This is a genomic window from Nonomuraea sp. JJY05 (assembly GCF_043496855.1).
Classification (GTDB): domain Bacteria; phylum Actinomycetota; class Actinomycetes; order Streptosporangiales; family Streptosporangiaceae; genus Nonomuraea.
In genome coordinates this window covers 44,875-60,662 of sequence record NZ_JBIEIS010000014.1, presented here as the reverse complement: position 1 = coordinate 60,662, position 15,788 = coordinate 44,875, and the positions used below count along the sequence as shown (strand labels likewise).

Genomic DNA, 15,788 nt, shown 5'->3' with positions numbered 1-15,788 from the left:
CACACCGAGCGCAGTATTTGTGCCCGTCGGGAACCTGACGCGCATCACGCACAGTCTTGCCTTGCTCGGCCATGCGTTTGCGATAGCTCTGAGTGGAACGCCTCCGAAAGCATGCTTTGCAATAAGCGCACGACCATCGGCCATGCGCTTATTGAGCCCGAACTCGGCGACCAGCTTGACTTCGCCGCAGTCCGGGCATCGCTTCATTCCGTCCGGCGTTTCCACACGATTTACCCCTTTTGAATGTCCGTTTTGCCCTACTCTCCGCCCTTTTGCACATAAGAGCGCACGAATTCCTCTGCGTTCTCTTCGAGAACTTCGTCGATTTCGTCCAGGATTGCGTCGACATCGTCCGTGAGCTTCTCCTGGCGCTCCTGAACGTCCGGCGTCGCCGAGGCCTCGGTCTCCTCGACTTCGCTCTCGCGCCGACCGGCCTGCTTCTGGCCTCCGGTGTCCTTGGTTGCCATGTCCTACCTCCGGTTGGGGGACTGCCTCTAGGCATATCTTCCCCGAACCGGGCGACATTTCGCGCCGATCGCCCAGCGATCTTGCCGGGTTGACTAGATAGTCAAACTATCCAATAATGGATCCACCTACACCCGAGGAGGTTCCGATGTCCCCCGCATCCCTGAGCACGGCTGGTGTGCTCCTCATCACAGTCCCCGGAGTGGCCTTCGGCGGCGTCACCCTGTTGAAGTTCCTGATGCGCAACGTCCCCGGCTACCTGGACAACCCCGTCCGGCGTGGCCTGTGGCGGGCCGGGCACGCGCATGCGGGCGTGCTGGTGCTGTTCTCGCTGGTGGCGATGCTCTATGTGGACCAGGCGAGTCTGCCGGAGGGGGTGAAGGCCCTGACGCGGGTGTTGATCGTGGCCGCGCCGATCCTGATGCCGCTGGGTTTCTTCCTGTCGGTGGTGCGTCCGGGTGACACGAAGCCGAGCAGGTTGATCTGGCTGACGGTGGCGGGCGGGGCGTGCTTGGCGGTGGGCACGCTGACGCTGGGTGTGGGCCTGCTGTAGGGAGTGGAGCGGCCCGCGGGGGCCGGTCCACTCCGGAAGAGGAGGTCAGTCGCCGCCGGTGAGGGCGGCGACGAGGTCTGCGGCGGTGCGGCAGCGGTCGAAGAGTTCGCCGACGTGGGCTTTGGTGCCGCGCAGTGGTTCGAGGGTGGGTACGCGCTGGAGTGATTCGCGGCCGGGGATGTCGAAGATGACGGAGTCCCAGGAGGCGGCGGCGACGGATTCGCTGTATTGGCGCAGGCAGCGGCCGCGGAAGTAGGCGCGGGTGTCGTTGGGCGGGTGTTCGACGGCGCGCTGGACCTCGTCTTCGGTGACGAGGCGTTGCATGCGTCCGCGGGCGACGAGGCGGTTGTAGAGGCCGCGGTCGGGGCGGATGTCGGAGTATTGGAGGTCGACGAGTTGGAGCCTGGGGTGGGACCAGGACAGGCCGTCGCGGGTGCGGTAGCCCTCGAGGAGTTCGAGTTTGGCGACCCAGTCGAGCTCGCGGGAGAGCTGCATGGGGTCTTCGGCGAGCCGGGTGAGGACGGATTCCCAGCGGTCGAGGATGTCCTTGTTCATCTCCTCTTGGGCGGTGCCTCGCTCTTCGACGTACTTGCGCGCTTGTTCGAGGTATTCCATCTGGAGCTGGACGGCGGTGAGCTTGCGGCCGTCGCGCATGGCGATCTCGTAGCGGCAGGTGGGGTCGTGGGAGACGGCCCGGAGGGCTTGGACGGGGTTTTCGACGGCGAGGTCGCGGGTGAGGAAGCCCTCTTCGATCATGGCGAGGACGAGGGCGGTGGAGCCCAGCTTCAGATATGTCGAAATTTCCGACATGTTGGCGTCGCCGATGATCACGTGCAGCCGGCGGTACTTCTCGGGGTCGGCGTGCGGCTCGTCGCGGGTGTTGATGATGGGCCGCTTGAGCGTGGTCTCGAGGCCGACCTCGACCTCGAAGAAGTCGGCACGCTGGCTGATCTGGAAGCCTTCGCCGCGCGAGTCCTGGCCGATGCCGACCTTGCCGGCGCCGACGACGACCTGGCGGGAGACGAAGAAGGGCGTCAGGTGCCGGACGATGTCGGCGAAGGGGGTGGCGCGCCGCATGAGGTAGTTCTCGTGGCAGCCGTAGGAGGCGCCCTTGGCGTCGGTGTTGTTCTTGTAGAGCTGGATGGGCGCGTTGGAGGGGATGGCGGAGGCCCGGGTGGCGGCGTCGTACATGACGCGTTCGCCGGCCTTGTCCCAGATGACGGCGGCCCGGGGGTTGGTGCATTCGGGCGAGCTGTATTCGGGGTGGGCGTGGTCGACGTAGAGCCGGGCGCCGTTGGTGAGGATGACGTTGGCGAGCCCGAGGTCCTCGTCGGTGAGCTGGCTGGGGTCGGCCACCTCTCTGGCCAGGTCGAAGCCGCGCGCGTCGCGCAGTGGGTTCTCCTCCTCGAAGTCCCACCGGGCCCTGCGCGCCCGGGCCGCCGAGGCGGCCAGGTAGGCGTTCACGACCTGTGAGGAGGTCACCATCGCGTTGGCGCCTGGCTGGCCGGGTACGGAGATGCCGTACTCGGTCTCGATGCCCATCACCCGACGCACCGTCATGCAACACCCTCTGTTCGTCCGGATCTGCCTATCCGCCGTTTATATGCCCGAGCCTATGCCCTTCACAGTGCCCCAGGGTCACAGAGTTATGGCACCGACGCCTTTTCAACCTGTACGGCCGGAGCTGATGGGGTTTGCGTGGGTCTGCGGGGCTTGAGTAGCCGCTGGATGGGCCGTTCGGCAAAGGAGTACACGAGATACGACAGCGCCACGGCCGTCAGGACGGTCGTGGTGGCGACGGCCCAGGCGGGCATGTGGCCGGTGAGCGCTGGGATGAGGGCCACCGCGACGACGCCATGGAACAGGTAAAGCGGGTATGTGATGCCGCCGAGCGCGGTGAGCGTCCTGGATGGTTTGAGGCGGATCAGCCCGAGGGCGGCGACGGCCATCACGGCGAAGATCAGCGTGATGGTGATGATCACGCTGATGTCGGTGACGGGCATGTTCTTGAACCCGACGTTGTCGACGCGCCGGTGGACCCGGTCGAGCGCGGAGCCGATCGACAGGGCGTACCCGCCGGCCACGTAGAGCCACGGGAGCCAGGCGCTGCCGCGTTTGTGGATGAGGTAGAGGGACATGCCGGCGATGAAGTAGGGCGCGTAGTCGGGCATGACGATCTCGTTGACGATCTCGTTGCCGAGCCGGTCGGCGCCGAAGGCGGCCACCAGCCAGACGCCGGAGAAGATCAGGACGCGCCCGTACGTGACCCCGATGATCACCAGGATGGCCATCAGCAGGTAGAAGCGGAGCTCGGCCCAGAGCGACCAGTAGACCTGGCTGGCGTCGGTGACCTTGAACAACCGCTGGAACATGGTGGCGTTCACCAGGTAGTCGCCTGGTGAAAGTTTTGGGTCGAGCGCCTTGGCGCCGGTGAGACCGTAGAGCGCCGCGGTGGCGCCGAGGCTGAGCCAGTACGCGGGATAGAGGCGGATCAACCTGGAGTGGGCGAACCCGCCGAGGCCGCGCCCCCACACGGTCATGAGGATGACGAACCCGCTGATGATGAAGAACAGCTCGACACCGAGGATGCCTAACCCCGCGAAGGGCGCCAGCGGCGGGAACAGCGCGGCGGGCCGGGCGCCCCAGACGGACGCGTACGCCACCAGGTAGTGGAAGGCGACGACGGCCAGGGCGGCGATGAAACGCAGGAGGTCGAGCTCGGCCAACCGGCCGTCCCCCCGAGCATGCTTGGGCCGGTTAGGTGCGTGCACGCCCCTTTTGACGTCACGTGGATCACTTTGGTTCCACGGGTCCCTCCGTTCCCACCACCAGCGGGCGGGAGGCGTCGTCGATCCCGAGCGCGTCGCGGGCGGCGGGCGTGAGGGCGAGCAGCCCGGCGGCGCCCGCGGCGCCGCACTCCGACAGGTGGACGCCGTGCCCGGCGAGGAGGCGGGCCGCGTCGGCCGCCTGGTCGTCGGTGATCGTCATGTAGAGGTCGGCGAGGTGGAGGAGGAGGTGGTGGGCGATGACGGAGGGCTCCAGGCAGTCGAGGCGGCCGAGGGTGGTGCGGCCGCCCTGGACGCGTACGGGCTCGCCGGCCCGGGCGCTTTCGAGCAGGCAGGGCGCGCCCTCCGGCTCGACCACGACGATCTTGGGCTGCTCGCCCCAGCGGTCGCGCACGTATGCGGCGCCTGCGGCGGCGAGCCCGCCGACGCCCGCCTGGAGGAACACGTGGGTGGGCGCGCTCTCAGCGCCATGGGGCGCGCTGTGGCCGCCGGTCGCGGCCGAGGAGCCGTTGAGCCTGCCCGTGTACGCCTCGAGGCCGGCGGGCGCTCCTGGGGGCGTGGCGGGGCCGCCGGCGTGCGCGGTCTCCGACAGGCCGGGGGGCAGGGCGCCGGGGTCGGTGAGTTCGTCGAACAGGACGGTGTAGCCGCGCATGACGTCGAGCGGGATGCCGGTGTAGCCGTTCCATGAGCTGTCGGAGACGAGCCGCCAGCCGTTGCGCTCGGCGGCCCGGATCGCGGCGGCCATGCTGGCCTCGTAGTCCTCGCCGCTGCGCCGCACCTCGGCGCCGAGTTCGCGCAGCCGCTGCGCGAACGCCTCGGGGACGCCTTCGCTGAGGTACACCATGCAGTCGACGCCGACCTCGGCGGCCCCGGAGGCGACGGAGATGCCGTGGTTACCCGCGCTGGCGCACACGAACGGCGTGCCGCCGCCCTCGTGCTCGGCGAGCAGGTGCACGGCGTACGCGCCGCCGAGCGCCTTGAAGCTGCCCAGCCCCATGCGCCCGCTCTCGTCCTTGACGTGGACGGCTTCGGTCCCGGCCAGGTCCGGGACGGTGCGGACCGGCGTGGGCCGGTAGGAGGGGTGCCGGGCGAAGTGGGCGCGGGCCTGGCGGGCGTGCTCGGTCCCGATGAGCGCGCGGTCGTGCGCGGTGTACGGGGCGCGGGCGGGGTTGAGGTACTCCATGATCGCCATGCTAGGCGGGGCCGCCGCTCTCCCCCGGCCCGCCACTCCGCCGCGATGCGAGCACGTTGAGACCGCCTTCAGAGCACGGTGAGAGCACGGTGAGAGCACGGTGAGAGCACGGTGAGAGCACGGTGGCGGGTGGTCAGGCGCGGTCGCGGGCGGCGGCGACGGCGGCCTGGCCGAGGCTGACCCCGCCGTCGCCGGGCGGCACGCGCACGTGCTTGAGCACCCGGAACCCGGCCGCGCGCAGCCGGGTCACGGTGCCCTCCAGCAGCAGCGCGTTCTGGAACATCCCGCCCGACAGCGCCACCGACGTCAGCCCGGTGGCCTGGCGCAGGGCGTCGCAGGCGCGGGTGACGGCGTCGGCGAGGCCGTTGTGGAAGCGGCCGGCGATCGCGCGGGTGCAGGTCCCGGCCGCCAGGTCCGCGGCGGCGGCCCGGACGAGGTCGGCGCCCTGCAGGACGAGCAGGTCCCCGAGGGTGATCCGGGCCTCGTACGTGCCGCGCTCGGCCGGGTCGGCGTGCTGTTCGAGCTCGATGACGGCCTGCCCCGCGTAGGTGATCTTGTCGCGGATCCCGAGCAGCGCCGCGACGGCGTCGAAGAGGCGGGCCGCGCTGGAGGTCAGCGGGGAATCGGGGGCGAGCCGGAGGGCGTCGGCCCAGGGGTTGCGGCGGGCCACGTCCAGGCCGGGGTGGTCGTCGCCGAGGTAGGCGGCGGTCATGCGCCAGGGCTGCCGGACGGCGGCGCTGCCGCCCGGCATGGGGACCTGGGCGAGGTGGCCGAGGCGTTCGAAGGAGGTCAGGTCGGCGCGCAGGAACTCGCCGCCCCACAGGGTGCCGTCGGGGCCGTGGCCGAGCCCGTCGAGGGCCACGCCGAGCACGGGCCCGGGGTCGCCGTTGTCGGCCAGGCAGGAGGCGATGTGGGCGTGGTGGTGCTGGACGCCGAGGAGTTCGGCGCCGTGGATCTCCATGGCGTGCCGGGTGGACAGGTAGCCGGGGTGCAGGTCGTGCGCCACGACCTCGGGCCGGATGCCGAACAGGCCGCAGAAGTGGTCGATGCTCTCGACGAACGAGCGCAGCGTCTCGTGGTTCTCCAGGTTGCCGATGTGCTGGGAGACGAACGCGCGCCGTCCTTCGGCCAGGCAGAAGGTGCTTCTCAGCTCGGCGCCGCAGGCGAGCACCGGCCGGGGCGCGGGCCAGCGCATCGCGAGCGGTTCGGGAGCGTACCCGCGGGCCCGGCGCAGCACGGTCACCTCGCCCGCCATGGGACGCACGACCGAGTCGTCGGCGCGTACATGGATCGGGCGGTCGTGGATGAGGAAGGCGTCGGCGATGCCGCTCAGCCGGGTCAGCGCGTCGTCGTCCTCGTAGGCGATGGGCTCGCCGGAGACGTTGCCGCCGGTGAGGACCATGGGTTCGGCGAGCTCGGCGAGCAGGAGGTGGTGCAGGGCCGTGTAGGGCAGCATGAGGCCGAGGCTGCGGGTGGCGGGCGCCACGGAGGCGGCGACGGGGGCGCCGGGCAGGCGGGGCAGCAGCACGATGGGCCGGGCGCGGCCGGTGAGCAGCCCGGCGGCGTGCTCGTCGATCTCGCACAGCCGCCGCGCCTGCGCCAGGTCGGCCGCCATGACGGCGAACGGCTGCTCCTCGCGGTGCTTGCGGCCGCGCAGCAGGGCGGCGGCCCGCTCGTCGGCGGCGGGCACGGCCAGGTGGAAGCCACCGAGGCCCTTGACGGCGACGACGCGTCCGGCGCGCAGCAGGGTGACGGCGCCGGCGATGGGGTCGCCGCACAGCTCGGTGCCGCGGGCGTCGCGCAGCCGCAGCCGGGGCCCGCAGTCGGGGCAGCAGGTGGGCTGGGCGCGGTGGCGGCGGTTGCCGGGGTCGTGGTATTCGGCGGCGCACGCCTGGCACATGCCGAAGCCGGCCATGGTGGTCAGCGGCCGGTCGTACGGGACGCCGCGCACGATCGTGAAGCGGGGCCCGCAGTTGGCGCAGTTGATGAACGGGTAGCCGTGGCGGCGGTCGGCGGGGTCGGCCAGCTCGCTCAGACAGTCGTCGCAGGTGGCGCCGTCGGCGCGGACGAGGGGGCGCAGCGGTCCCGACGGGATGCCGGCGGCGATGGTGAAGCCGCTGTGGCCGGTGGGGCGGGCGCTGACGACGGTGACGCGTTCGATCTCGGACAGGGCGGGCGCGTCGCGTTCGAGCGCGGTCAGGAATTCCTCGACGCCCGCCAGGGCGCCTTCGACCTCGATGTGCACGCCGTCGACGTCGTTGTGCACGCGCCCGGCCAGTCCGAGGCGGCGGGCGAGCGAGTGGACGAAAGGACGGAAGCCGACGCCCTGGACGACGCCTTCGACGTGCACGTCTACTCGTTTGAGCGTGGTCATCAGCCCAGTGTGCGCCTGATCGGGCCGGCGTGCATGCGTATCGGCCGTGTCGCCTGCGGCGTGCCGCCGGCACGCGAACGGGAGGGCCGCGGCGGCCCTCCCGTTCGGGGGTTTTACAGGTACTGGCCGGTGTTGGCGACGGTGTCGATGGATCGGCCGGCTTCGGTGCCCTGCTTGCCGGAGACGAGCGTGCGGATGTAGACGATCCGCTCACCCTTCTTGCCGGAGATGCGGGCCCAGTCGTCGGGGTTGGTGGTGTTGGGCAGGTCCTCGTTCTCGGAGAACTCGTCCACGCAGGCCGTGAGCAGGTGCTGCACCCGCAGGCCCTTCTGGCCGGTTTCGAGGAACTGCTTGATGGCCATCTTCTTGCCGCGGTCGACGATGTTCTGGATCATCGCGCCGGAGTTGAAGTCCTTGAAGTAGAGGACCTCCTTGTCGCCGTTGGCGTAGGTCACCTCGAGGAAGCGGTTTTCCTCGCTCTCGGTGTACATGCGCTCGACGACGCTCTGGATCATGCCCTGGATGGTGCCCTCGCGGGAGTCGGCGTGCTCCGTCAGGTCGTCCGGGTGCAGCGGCAGGTCGGCGATGAGGTACTTGGAGAAGATGTCCTTGGCCGCCTCGGCGTCCGGCCGCTCGATCTTGATCTTGACGTCCAGGCGGCCGGGCCGCAGGATCGCCGGGTCGATCATGTCCTCGCGGTTGGAGGCGCCGATGACGATGACGTTCTCCAGGCCCTCGACGCCGTCGATCTCCGACAGCAGCTGAGGGACGATGGTGTTCTCCACGTCGGAGGACACGCCGGAGCCTCGGGTGCGGAAGATCGAGTCCATCTCGTCGAAGAACACGATCACCGGGGTGCCCTCGGAGGCCTTCTCCCGGGCCCGCTGGAAGACCAGGCGGATGTGCCGCTCGGTCTCGCCGACGTACTTGTTGAGCAGCTCGGGGCCCTTGATGTTGAGGAAGAAGCTCTTGCCCGACTGGCCGGTCTTCTCCGCGACCTGCTTGGCCAGGGAGTTGGCGACCGCCTTGGCGATGAGCGTCTTGCCGCATCCGGGCGGCCCGTACAGCAGCACGCCCTTGGGGGGCCGGAGCTTGTGCTCGCGGAACAGGTCGGCGTGCAGGTAGGGCAGCTCGATGGCGTCCCTGATCTGCTCGATCTGCCTGCCGAGGCCGCCGATCTCCTCGTAGGAGATGTCGGGGACCTCCTCCAGGACGAGCTCTTCGACTTCGGACTTGGGTATGCGCTCGTAGACGTAGCCGGAGCGCGGCTCGAGCAGGAGCGAGTCGCCGGCCCTGATGGGCTGGCCGACGAGCGACTCGGCCAGTCGCACGACGCGCTCTTCGTCGGCGTGCGAGATGACCAGGGCCCGCTTGCCCTCGTCGAGCAGTTCTTTGAGCATGACGATCTCGCCGACCTCTTCGTAGCCGAGGGCTTCGACCACGTTGAGCGCTTCGTTGAGCATGACCTCCTGGCCACGCCGCAGCGAGTCGATGTCGACGGCAGGGCTGACGTTCACCCGGAGCTTGCGGCCGCCGGTGAACACCTCGATGGTGCCGTCTTCTCTGGCCTCGAGGAAGGTGCCGAAACCGGATGGCGGCTGCGCCAGCCGGTCGACCTCCTCCTTGAGGGCGACGATTTGGTCCCGGGCCTCCTTGAGTGTGGCGACCAGGCGTTCGTTCTGGCCGGTCACGGCCGCGAGATTCGCCTGTGCCTCATGGAGACGCTCTTCGAGGACCCTGGCCTGACGGGGTGACTCGGCCAGCTTCCGCCTCAGCGCGGTGATCTCCTCCTGGAGGAAGGAGACCTGTGTTGAAAGATCAGCGACCTCCCGTTCGCGCTGCGCGGCTCGAGCCTCAGCATCATCGCGAGCTGCCACGCCCCGTCACCTCCTTCCCAGTCGAGGGCGACTACTAAGGACCTTACCTATCTCGGGCCCCTCCGTAACCTGGCCGGGCAGTGTTCGTAGAGTGACAATCAGTATTCGGTGAATAATCCTCAATAGTGCGTTTAATACTCCCAGCACATGCACACGGGAATCTGTTCCCGTGTCACGCGCCAACGCACCCTCGTGGCCAAATTGTCATAGTTCCTCGGTGGTCCCCTTCGGTCGACGGCGTCTCGGCGGGGGCGTCACTCCGTCCGCCATGCGGCGGGCGGTAACCAGGAATCCCGTGTGGCCGATCATCCGATGATCCGGTCTCACCGCGAGTCCTTCGACGTGCCAGTCGCGAACCAGGGTCTCCCACGCATGTGGCTCCGTGAAACACCCGTGATCGCGAATCGTCTCGACCGTCTTGGACAACTGCGTGGTCGTGGCGACGTAACAGCAGATCACGCCACCCGGGGTGAGCGCCTTGGCGGCGGCGTCGACGCACTCCCACGGGGCGAGCATGTCGAGGATCACCCGGTCGACGTCGGCCTCGTCGATGGAGGCGACCAGGTCGCCGACGACCAGGCGCCAGTTGTCGTCCATGGGGCCGCCGAAGAACTTCTCCACGTTCTTGCTCGCCACGTCGGCGAACTCCTGGCGCCGCTCGTACGAGGTGACGTGCCCGTCGGGGCCGACGGCCCGCAGCAGGAAGCACGTCAGCGCGCCGGAGCCGACGCCGGCCTCGATCACCCGCGCGCCCGGGAAGACGTCGGCCATGCCGACGATCATCGAGGCGTCCTTGGGGTAGATGACGGCCGCGCCGCGCGGCATGGCCAGCGTGTAGTCCTGCAGCAGGTGGCGGAAGGCGAGGTATTGCGTGCCTCCGGAGGAGCGCACGACTGAGCCCTCAGGCTGCCCGATCAGCTCGCTGTGCGGGATGGCGCCCTTGTGGGTGTGGAAGACGCCGTCCTCCTTGAGCGTGATCGTGTGGCGTTTGTTCTTGGGGTCGGTGAGCTGCACCTGATCCCCCGCCTGGAAAGGCCCATGCCTGCGGAAACCCATGGCGGCAAGGTTATAGGGCTTTCGAGCGCGTCCGGACGCACGGTATCTATGGGGGATGCTTCCGCGCGACGTGATCTCCACCGGTCCCCTGATTCTCCGGCCTCCCGCGGAGGGGGACGTCGAGGCGATCGTGAAGGTGTGCAACGACCCGGTGACCGCGCGGTTCCTGCCGGCGCTGCCGTCGCCGTACCGGGTGGAGGACGCGCACGGCTTCCTGGAGAAGGCGGCGGCGAAGTGGGCGGGCGGCGGCGCGGAGTTCGTGATCACGCAGGACGGCGGCTACGTGGGCTCGATCGGGGTCGTCCAGCCCGATCAATGGGGCGTGGCCTCGATCGGCTACATGGTGGCGCCGTGGGCGCGGGGCAGGAACGTCGCGGCGACGGCGGCCAGGGCGGTGACCGACTGGTTGTTCGACCACGGGGTGCGCAGGGTCGAGTTGCAGGCCGCGGTGGAGAACGTGGCGAGCCTGCGGGTGGCCGTCAAGGCGGGCTTCCTCGAGGAGGGGCGCAGGCGGGACGCCAAGCGGCTGCGCGACGGCCGCTACGTCGACATGATCACCTTCGCCCGGCTGGCGGGGGACGCGGTGGCGGCGGAGCCGTACCTGCCGTTCTTCGCCGGCGGGGAGCTGTGCGACGGCGTGGTGCGGCTGGTGCCGCTGGCCGTGGAGGACGCCGGCGACTTCCACCGGATGCTGGCCGACCCGACGGTGGCGGCCTATCACTTCGGGCCGATGGGCACGCTGGAGGAGCACGAGCGGCGCTGCCGCTACACCGGCTACTGGTGGGTGTCGGGGCAGCGGATCGAGCTGGCCGTCAGGGACGCGGCGTCGGGGGCGTTCGCCGGGCACATCCAGCTGGCGCACGTCGTCCCGTCGCTGGGGCAGGCCATGGTGGGCTACTCGCTGGTGCCCGGGTTCCGGGGCAAGGGGTTCATGACGCGCGCGGTCAGGCTGCTGGTGGACTGGGCGTTCGCGAACACGGCGCTGCATCGGATCGTGGCCGGCACCGACGCGGGCAACGCGGCCTCGCACGCGGTGCTGGAGCGGGCCGGGTTCAGCCGGGAGGGCGTGCACCGGGGGCTGTTCGTCAAGGCGGACGGGACGCGGGTGGACGACGTGGCGTGGTCGGTCCTGCGTCCGACGTGACGCATGCGGGCCGGGAGGGCCCAGAAATCCCGATTTCCTGTTGAGGACTAGTCAGAAGCCGCGTCGGGGGTGATAGTCAGGGCACCCGCACTTCAGTTTCGCGCGATCGGGCCGCGCGATCTCTCCTCCCCCCGAGGGAGCACCGCGATGCCATACAACCATGCCGATGCCGCCATGCGTGAACTCATCGCCTCGTTCTCCTGCCTGGAGGCCGCCGACCTGCTCGACCGGCTGGCGCGTACCGCCGCCGCCGTCACGGGCACGGCCTACGCGGGATTCGTGCGCGTGGACGCCCTGCGCCTGGAGGCCGACGCGATCCACACCCACGCCCCTCCCGGCGACCCCCAGCGCGTGCGCCGGTGGCTGGCCGAGTCCGGGGTGCTGAAGGAGCTGGCGACCGTGTCGTCGACGGTCCGGCTGGCGCGGGACGCGGCGGTGGGCGAGCCGGGCTTCCTGGCCACTCCTCTGCCGCTGGCGACGCGGGACCACACGTTCGTGTGGGTCGCCGGGCGGAGGTTCGGCGACGGGGACGAACATCTGCTGAGCCGCTTCGCGACCGCCGCCGGGCGGGCGCTGGAGGCGGCGAGCGGGCTGGAGGCCGCGGTACGGCTGTTGCGGGGGGTACGGGCGTTCTGCCCGGCCCAGCCACCGGGCCTCCCGGTTGGAGGCGACCGGATCCCGAGGTAAGGGACGACCGGTTGCCCGGCCGGATCGGGCGCGGAATGGCCGCTTCCCGCCCGCCCCATTTGTCGAAGATTTTGCTGATATTTGACTGTTTTTCAATAAAGCATAGGCCTTTGCCGCCCCTGAGAATCCCTGGCGACCGCCCCGGCACCCGGAGCGGTTCGGGGCGCGGTGACTGCCACCCGCCGTGTGCTCGCGCGAGAGCGTCCCGACCGCTCTGGACCCGCTCCGGCGGGAGGGCGACGACCGACGCGACGTACCGGAAAGCCACCTGGCCGGCCCCCACGCACGTCGCCGTGGCTGTCCCGCGGCTGGGCAGGCGGCCGGTGCGACGCCATGCTCTCCGGGGCCACAGCGCGCCATGAGGCCTCTGGGCGGGCGCCCGCCCGGTCAGCCCGTACGTGGCGGGCACAGGCCCGTATGGAGCGGCGGTGGCGACGTGCGTCCGCGGCAACGTGCGGCGGTGACGGCCCAGACGGCAGTGGCGGCGTCCTGCCGGGTGCGGCGATCGCCAGGACAACCCTGGTCGTCGGGGACGGCGGCGGCGCAGGGACCGGGCTGGGCGGGCGCGGGGAACGGGCTGGGCGGCGCGCAGGCGGGTTTCTGGCGTCCTGAGTGGCGTACGGGAACGCCCGCGGCCCCGGGCCGGGGACGCGGGCGTTTCGGCGGCCGGGTTATCCCCGGTGCGCCTCGAAGCGGAGCGTGCGGGAGACGCCCACCCGGACCGTCGTCCCGGGGGCGATGGTGACCGGCTCGTTCGGCGGGATGTCGTAGAAGTTGGGGTCGCCGGGCGGCTGGATCTGGGTGCCGTTGACCGAGCCCAGGTCGACCAGGTTGACGTCCCACCCGTCGAGCGCCACCCGCAGGTGGCGGCGCGAGACCGAGCCGTCCGGGCTGGTCACCTTGGCGGGCCTGGCGGTGCCGCCGGCCACCTCGGGCGCCCGCTCCGGGTCGCGGCCCAGCAGATAGTCGCTCTCCAGCGGCAGCGCGGTGCCGTCGTCGAGGATGAGCACCCCGAGCGACGGGCGCGGCCCCTTGTAGGGGACGAGGGTGCGCTGCACCAGGGCGATGCCGCAGACCGCGCAGTAGGGCGAGCGGGGGTCGTTGAAGTGGTCGTTCTTGCAGTCGACGCCGTAGACCAGGGGCCGGTCGCCGTGGTCCTGCTGCTGCTCCTGCGGCGGCGGGCCCGGGTGGTCGAAGTGGTCGGGCGGGCCGAGCAGGGGCGGCGCGGGCTGGTCGAAGTGGTCGGACGGCCCGCCCAGGTGCTGCGGCATCGGCTGGTCGGGCACGCCGTTGCCGGGGGGCGGCTCGTCGTAGGAGGGGAACTGCTGCTGCTCCGGCAGGGGCGGCGGCTGCTCCTGCGGCGGCGGGAAGAAGGGGGCCGGCTGCTCCTGCGGCGTGTGGTACGGCGGCGCGTCCTGGGGCTGGAGGTAGGCGGGCGGGTCCTGGGGCGGGACGTACGGTGGCTGCTCCACCGGCGCGGGCTGCGGGCCCGACGGCGGTCCCGGCACGACCGGCGGCTGGTCGGCCAGCGGGTACGGCGGCCGCTCCACCGGCGCGGGCGGCTGCTGGACCAGGTCTGCCTCGAGGTGGAAGGCCGTGGCGGGCATCTCGCTGGTGAGCGGCCTGGACGGGGCGGGCGCCGAGGGCTGATCGGTGAGGTCGCCCACGAGGCCGCCGCCGTGCACCACGCCGCCGTCGAAGCGGACCGCGGGGTGCGGGGTGCCGGCGCCGGGCAGGCTCAGCTCGACCCGCTCGACGGGCCCGGTGACGAGCCGGTCGGCCCAGGTCAGCGAGTCGCTGCCGGCCAGCCGCGTCTCACCGCCCGGGGTGGCGATGGTGGCCGCGGCCGAGCCGCTGACCAGGACGGCCACGCCTTCTCCCACCCGGCCGGCGACGGCGCAGGTGGCCGGGTCGCCCGCCATGTTGGCCGCGAGCACCTGCGCGGCGCGGCGGGCCAGCGCCCTGCCGTCGCCACCGGAGGCGGCCGTCTCGCGCAGCGCGTCGAGCAGGTCGTCGGCGGCGGCCTCGCCGGCGTCGCACACCAGCAGCAGCCCGCCCGCGTAGGCGACCAGCCCGTTACCGGGAAGCGGACGCACCACTCCGAAGCCTTGGTCGGTCATGCGTCCTCCCTCATGACGACGGCGCTGCGCTGCTCATCGGTGCCCTCGCTGCGCTGGGTCACTCATTTCTCCTCCCCGGAAGCCGGCGAAATTACGGCACCCGCACTGCCGTGCTGGCCACCAGCCATACGCATACCCAGACGAAGAGGCCGTGTCGCGGCCTCGTCGTCTCGATTCGATGAACCGGCGGACCGCAACAAGCCCCTTAACTGTGCAAGTTTGGCCAAACAGAACACTATCGGCCAGTCGTCACATCGCAGTAACCGGCCGGAGTCGGCTCCGGCCGCCCGAAACTGCTGGACACGACCCTATCCATGGCCCGCCGCTTAAACGAGTGGGACAAATCAGACGCCCGCGAAAACCCGGTTCACATCGGCCGTGGCGAGCACCCCGTAGATCTCCCCGCCCCCCTCCACCAGGAGGTATTCGCTGCCAGGGGCCTCGCGCATGGCGTCGATGAGCGGCTCTCCGGTCAGGTCGGCCGCGAGCACCATGGCGGGCTCCAGGGACTTGGCGACCGAGCCGACGTTCACCCAGGGGCGGCGGTGCTCGGGGGTGGCCTGGACGGCGGCCTCGTTCACGATCGCGAGGGGCTCGCCGTCGTGGCCGACCACGACGAGGGCGCCCGCGTTGCGCTCGGCGGCCTGCCGCAGCGCCTCCGACAGCGGCGTCTCGGCGGTCACCGGGATCGCCCTGCGCGCCAGCGCGCGGGCGTTGACCTGCGGGATCCTGGCGCGGATCTTGGCCACGCGCAGCGACTGGCTCGCGCCGAGCCAGATGAACGACGCCAGCACGAACGGCCACAGCAGGTCCGTCGGGTCGATGTCCTGGCCGCCCTGCAGGGCCGTGGCGATCGGGAACACGACGAGCAGCACGGCCAGCACGCGGCCGCCCCAGGCGGCGACGATGGTGCCCGAGCTGGGGTTCTTGGTCAGCTTCCAGACGCCGGCGCGCAGCATCCGGCCGCCGTCCAGAGGCAGGCCGGGCAGCAGGTTGAACACGCCGACGATGAGGTTGGCCACCCACAGCTGCCAGATGAGCACCTCGGGGATGCCGCCGCCGTTGATCACGTAGGTGTCGGCGGCCAGGCCGAGCCCCGCCAGGCCCAGCGACAGCGCCGGCCCCGCCGCGGCGACCAGGAACTCCTTGGCCGGCGTGGGCGGCTCCTTCTCGATCTCCGACACGCCGCCGAGCAGGTAGAGGGTGATCCTGCGCACCGGCAGGCCGTAGGCCTTGGCCAGCACGCTGTGGGCCAGCTCGTGCAGCAGCACCGACACGTACAGGAGGACCGCGAACACGAACGCGACCGCGTAGGCGGCCGTGCTGTCGAGCTCGGGCAGCATCTGGCGCACCCGGGGCCCGAACATCATGGTGATGAAGGCCGCCACGATGAACCAGGTCCATGAGACGTACACCGGAATGCCGAACGGCTTCCCCATCCGAAGACCGGAGAACTCCTGCCGCGGGCTCTGCTCGCTCACCGCACTCCTTGAACGTCCATTACGTGCTGTTGCTGCCTTGATGCTACGCGCCG

The 15,788-nt window shown here is 70.6% G+C and carries 12 protein-coding genes; 3 read left to right on the top strand and 9 right to left on the bottom strand.

All coding sequences use genetic code 11. The features are described from left to right. Positions 1-257 precede the first annotated feature (257 nt). The gene (locus ACFKCF_RS23175; RefSeq protein ID WP_185076845.1) at positions 258-467 is read right to left on the bottom strand and encodes a ubiquitin-like protein Pup; all 210 of its coding nucleotides are present in this window, start codon (positions 465-467) and stop codon (positions 258-260) included. Between the two features lie 146 nt (positions 468-613). Here ACFKCF_RS23175 and ACFKCF_RS23170 point away from each other — a divergent pair, with 146 nt between their 5' ends. Continuing rightward, complete coding sequence (locus tag ACFKCF_RS23170) at positions 614-1,018, top strand: hypothetical protein (protein ID WP_350735389.1); 405 nt, start codon at positions 614-616, stop codon at positions 1,016-1,018. A gap of 45 nt (positions 1,019-1,063) precedes the next feature. Here ACFKCF_RS23170 and dop read toward each other — a convergent pair whose 3' ends face one another. The 6 genes from dop to ACFKCF_RS23140 all read right to left on the bottom strand — a co-directional run bounded on the left by dop (position 1,064) and on the right by ACFKCF_RS23140 (position 10,303). Continuing rightward, positions 1,064-2,578 carry a depupylase/deamidase Dop gene (gene dop / locus ACFKCF_RS23165; RefSeq protein WP_394496553.1) on the bottom strand — a complete coding sequence of 505 codons (1,515 nt, stop codon included), beginning with the start codon at positions 2,576-2,578 and terminating at the stop codon, positions 1,064-1,066. A gap of 86 nt (positions 2,579-2,664) precedes the next feature. After that, complete coding sequence (locus tag ACFKCF_RS23160) at positions 2,665-3,744, bottom strand: acyltransferase family protein (RefSeq protein WP_394496552.1); 1,080 nt, start codon at positions 3,742-3,744, stop codon at positions 2,665-2,667. A 67-nt stretch (positions 3,745-3,811) separates the two neighbouring features. Continuing rightward, positions 3,812-4,987: a pyridoxal-phosphate dependent enzyme gene (locus ACFKCF_RS23155; protein WP_394496550.1), complete on the bottom strand. Its 1,176-nt coding sequence runs from the start codon at positions 4,985-4,987 to the stop codon at positions 3,812-3,814. Positions 4,988-5,129: 142 nt separating this feature from the next. Continuing rightward, complete coding sequence (gene hypF, locus ACFKCF_RS23150) at positions 5,130-7,370, bottom strand: carbamoyltransferase HypF (RefSeq protein ID WP_394496548.1); 2,241 nt, start codon at positions 7,368-7,370, stop codon at positions 5,130-5,132. Positions 7,371-7,483: 113 nt separating this feature from the next. Then, positions 7,484-9,247 (bottom strand): proteasome ATPase, encoded by a 1,764-nt coding sequence (gene arc / locus ACFKCF_RS23145; protein WP_192785568.1) that lies wholly within the window; start codon positions 9,245-9,247, stop codon positions 7,484-7,486. A 204-nt stretch (positions 9,248-9,451) separates the two neighbouring features. Continuing rightward, positions 9,452-10,303, bottom strand: a complete 852-nt coding sequence (locus tag ACFKCF_RS23140) for a tRNA (adenine-N1)-methyltransferase (protein ID WP_394496546.1) — start codon at positions 10,301-10,303, stop codon at positions 9,452-9,454. A 55-nt stretch (positions 10,304-10,358) separates the two neighbouring features. On the opposite strand from ACFKCF_RS23140, the gene ACFKCF_RS23135 reads away from it, so the two are divergent. Together ACFKCF_RS23135 and ACFKCF_RS23130 are read left to right on the top strand one after the other, a co-directional pair. After that, complete coding sequence (locus tag ACFKCF_RS23135) at positions 10,359-11,447, top strand: GNAT family N-acetyltransferase (protein ID WP_394496544.1); 1,089 nt, start codon at positions 10,359-10,361, stop codon at positions 11,445-11,447. A gap of 147 nt (positions 11,448-11,594) precedes the next feature. Further along, on the top strand, positions 11,595-12,134 hold the full coding sequence (locus ACFKCF_RS23130; protein ID WP_394496542.1) for a hypothetical protein: 540 nt from the start codon (positions 11,595-11,597) through the stop codon (positions 12,132-12,134). A gap of 671 nt (positions 12,135-12,805) precedes the next feature. Here the strand turns inward: ACFKCF_RS23130 and ACFKCF_RS23125 are convergent. Further along, positions 12,806-14,254 carry an FHA domain-containing protein gene (locus tag ACFKCF_RS23125; protein ID WP_394496541.1) on the bottom strand — a complete coding sequence of 483 codons (1,449 nt, stop codon included), beginning with the start codon at positions 14,252-14,254 and terminating at the stop codon, positions 12,806-12,808. A gap of 344 nt (positions 14,255-14,598) precedes the next feature. Beyond that, positions 14,599-15,735 carry a site-2 protease family protein gene (locus ACFKCF_RS23120; RefSeq protein WP_394496539.1) on the bottom strand — a complete coding sequence of 379 codons (1,137 nt, stop codon included), beginning with the start codon at positions 15,733-15,735 and terminating at the stop codon, positions 14,599-14,601. Positions 15,736-15,788 lie beyond the last annotated feature (53 nt).

Coding starts and splice junctions, on each gene's coding strand:
- ACFKCF_RS23175 (WP_185076845.1), bottom strand. CDS start 467: ATGGCAACCAAGGACACCGGAGGCCAGAAGCAGGCCGGTCGGCGCGAG.
- ACFKCF_RS23170 (WP_350735389.1), top strand. CDS start 614: ATGTCCCCCGCATCCCTGAGCACGGCTGGTGTGCTCCTCATCACAGTC.
- dop (WP_394496553.1), bottom strand. CDS start 2,578: ATGACGGTGCGTCGGGTGATGGGCATCGAGACCGAGTACGGCATCTCC.
- ACFKCF_RS23155 (WP_394496550.1), bottom strand. CDS start 4,987: ATGGAGTACCTCAACCCCGCCCGCGCCCCGTACACCGCGCACGACCGC.
- hypF (WP_394496548.1), bottom strand. CDS start 7,370: ATGACCACGCTCAAACGAGTAGACGTGCACGTCGAAGGCGTCGTCCAG.
- ACFKCF_RS23140 (WP_394496546.1), bottom strand. CDS start 10,303: ATGGGTTTCCGCAGGCATGGGCCTTTCCAGGCGGGGGATCAGGTGCAG.
- ACFKCF_RS23135 (WP_394496544.1), top strand. CDS start 10,359: ATGCTTCCGCGCGACGTGATCTCCACCGGTCCCCTGATTCTCCGGCCT.
- ACFKCF_RS23130 (WP_394496542.1), top strand. CDS start 11,595: ATGCCATACAACCATGCCGATGCCGCCATGCGTGAACTCATCGCCTCG.
- ACFKCF_RS23125 (WP_394496541.1), bottom strand. CDS start 14,254: ATGACCGACCAAGGCTTCGGAGTGGTGCGTCCGCTTCCCGGTAACGGG.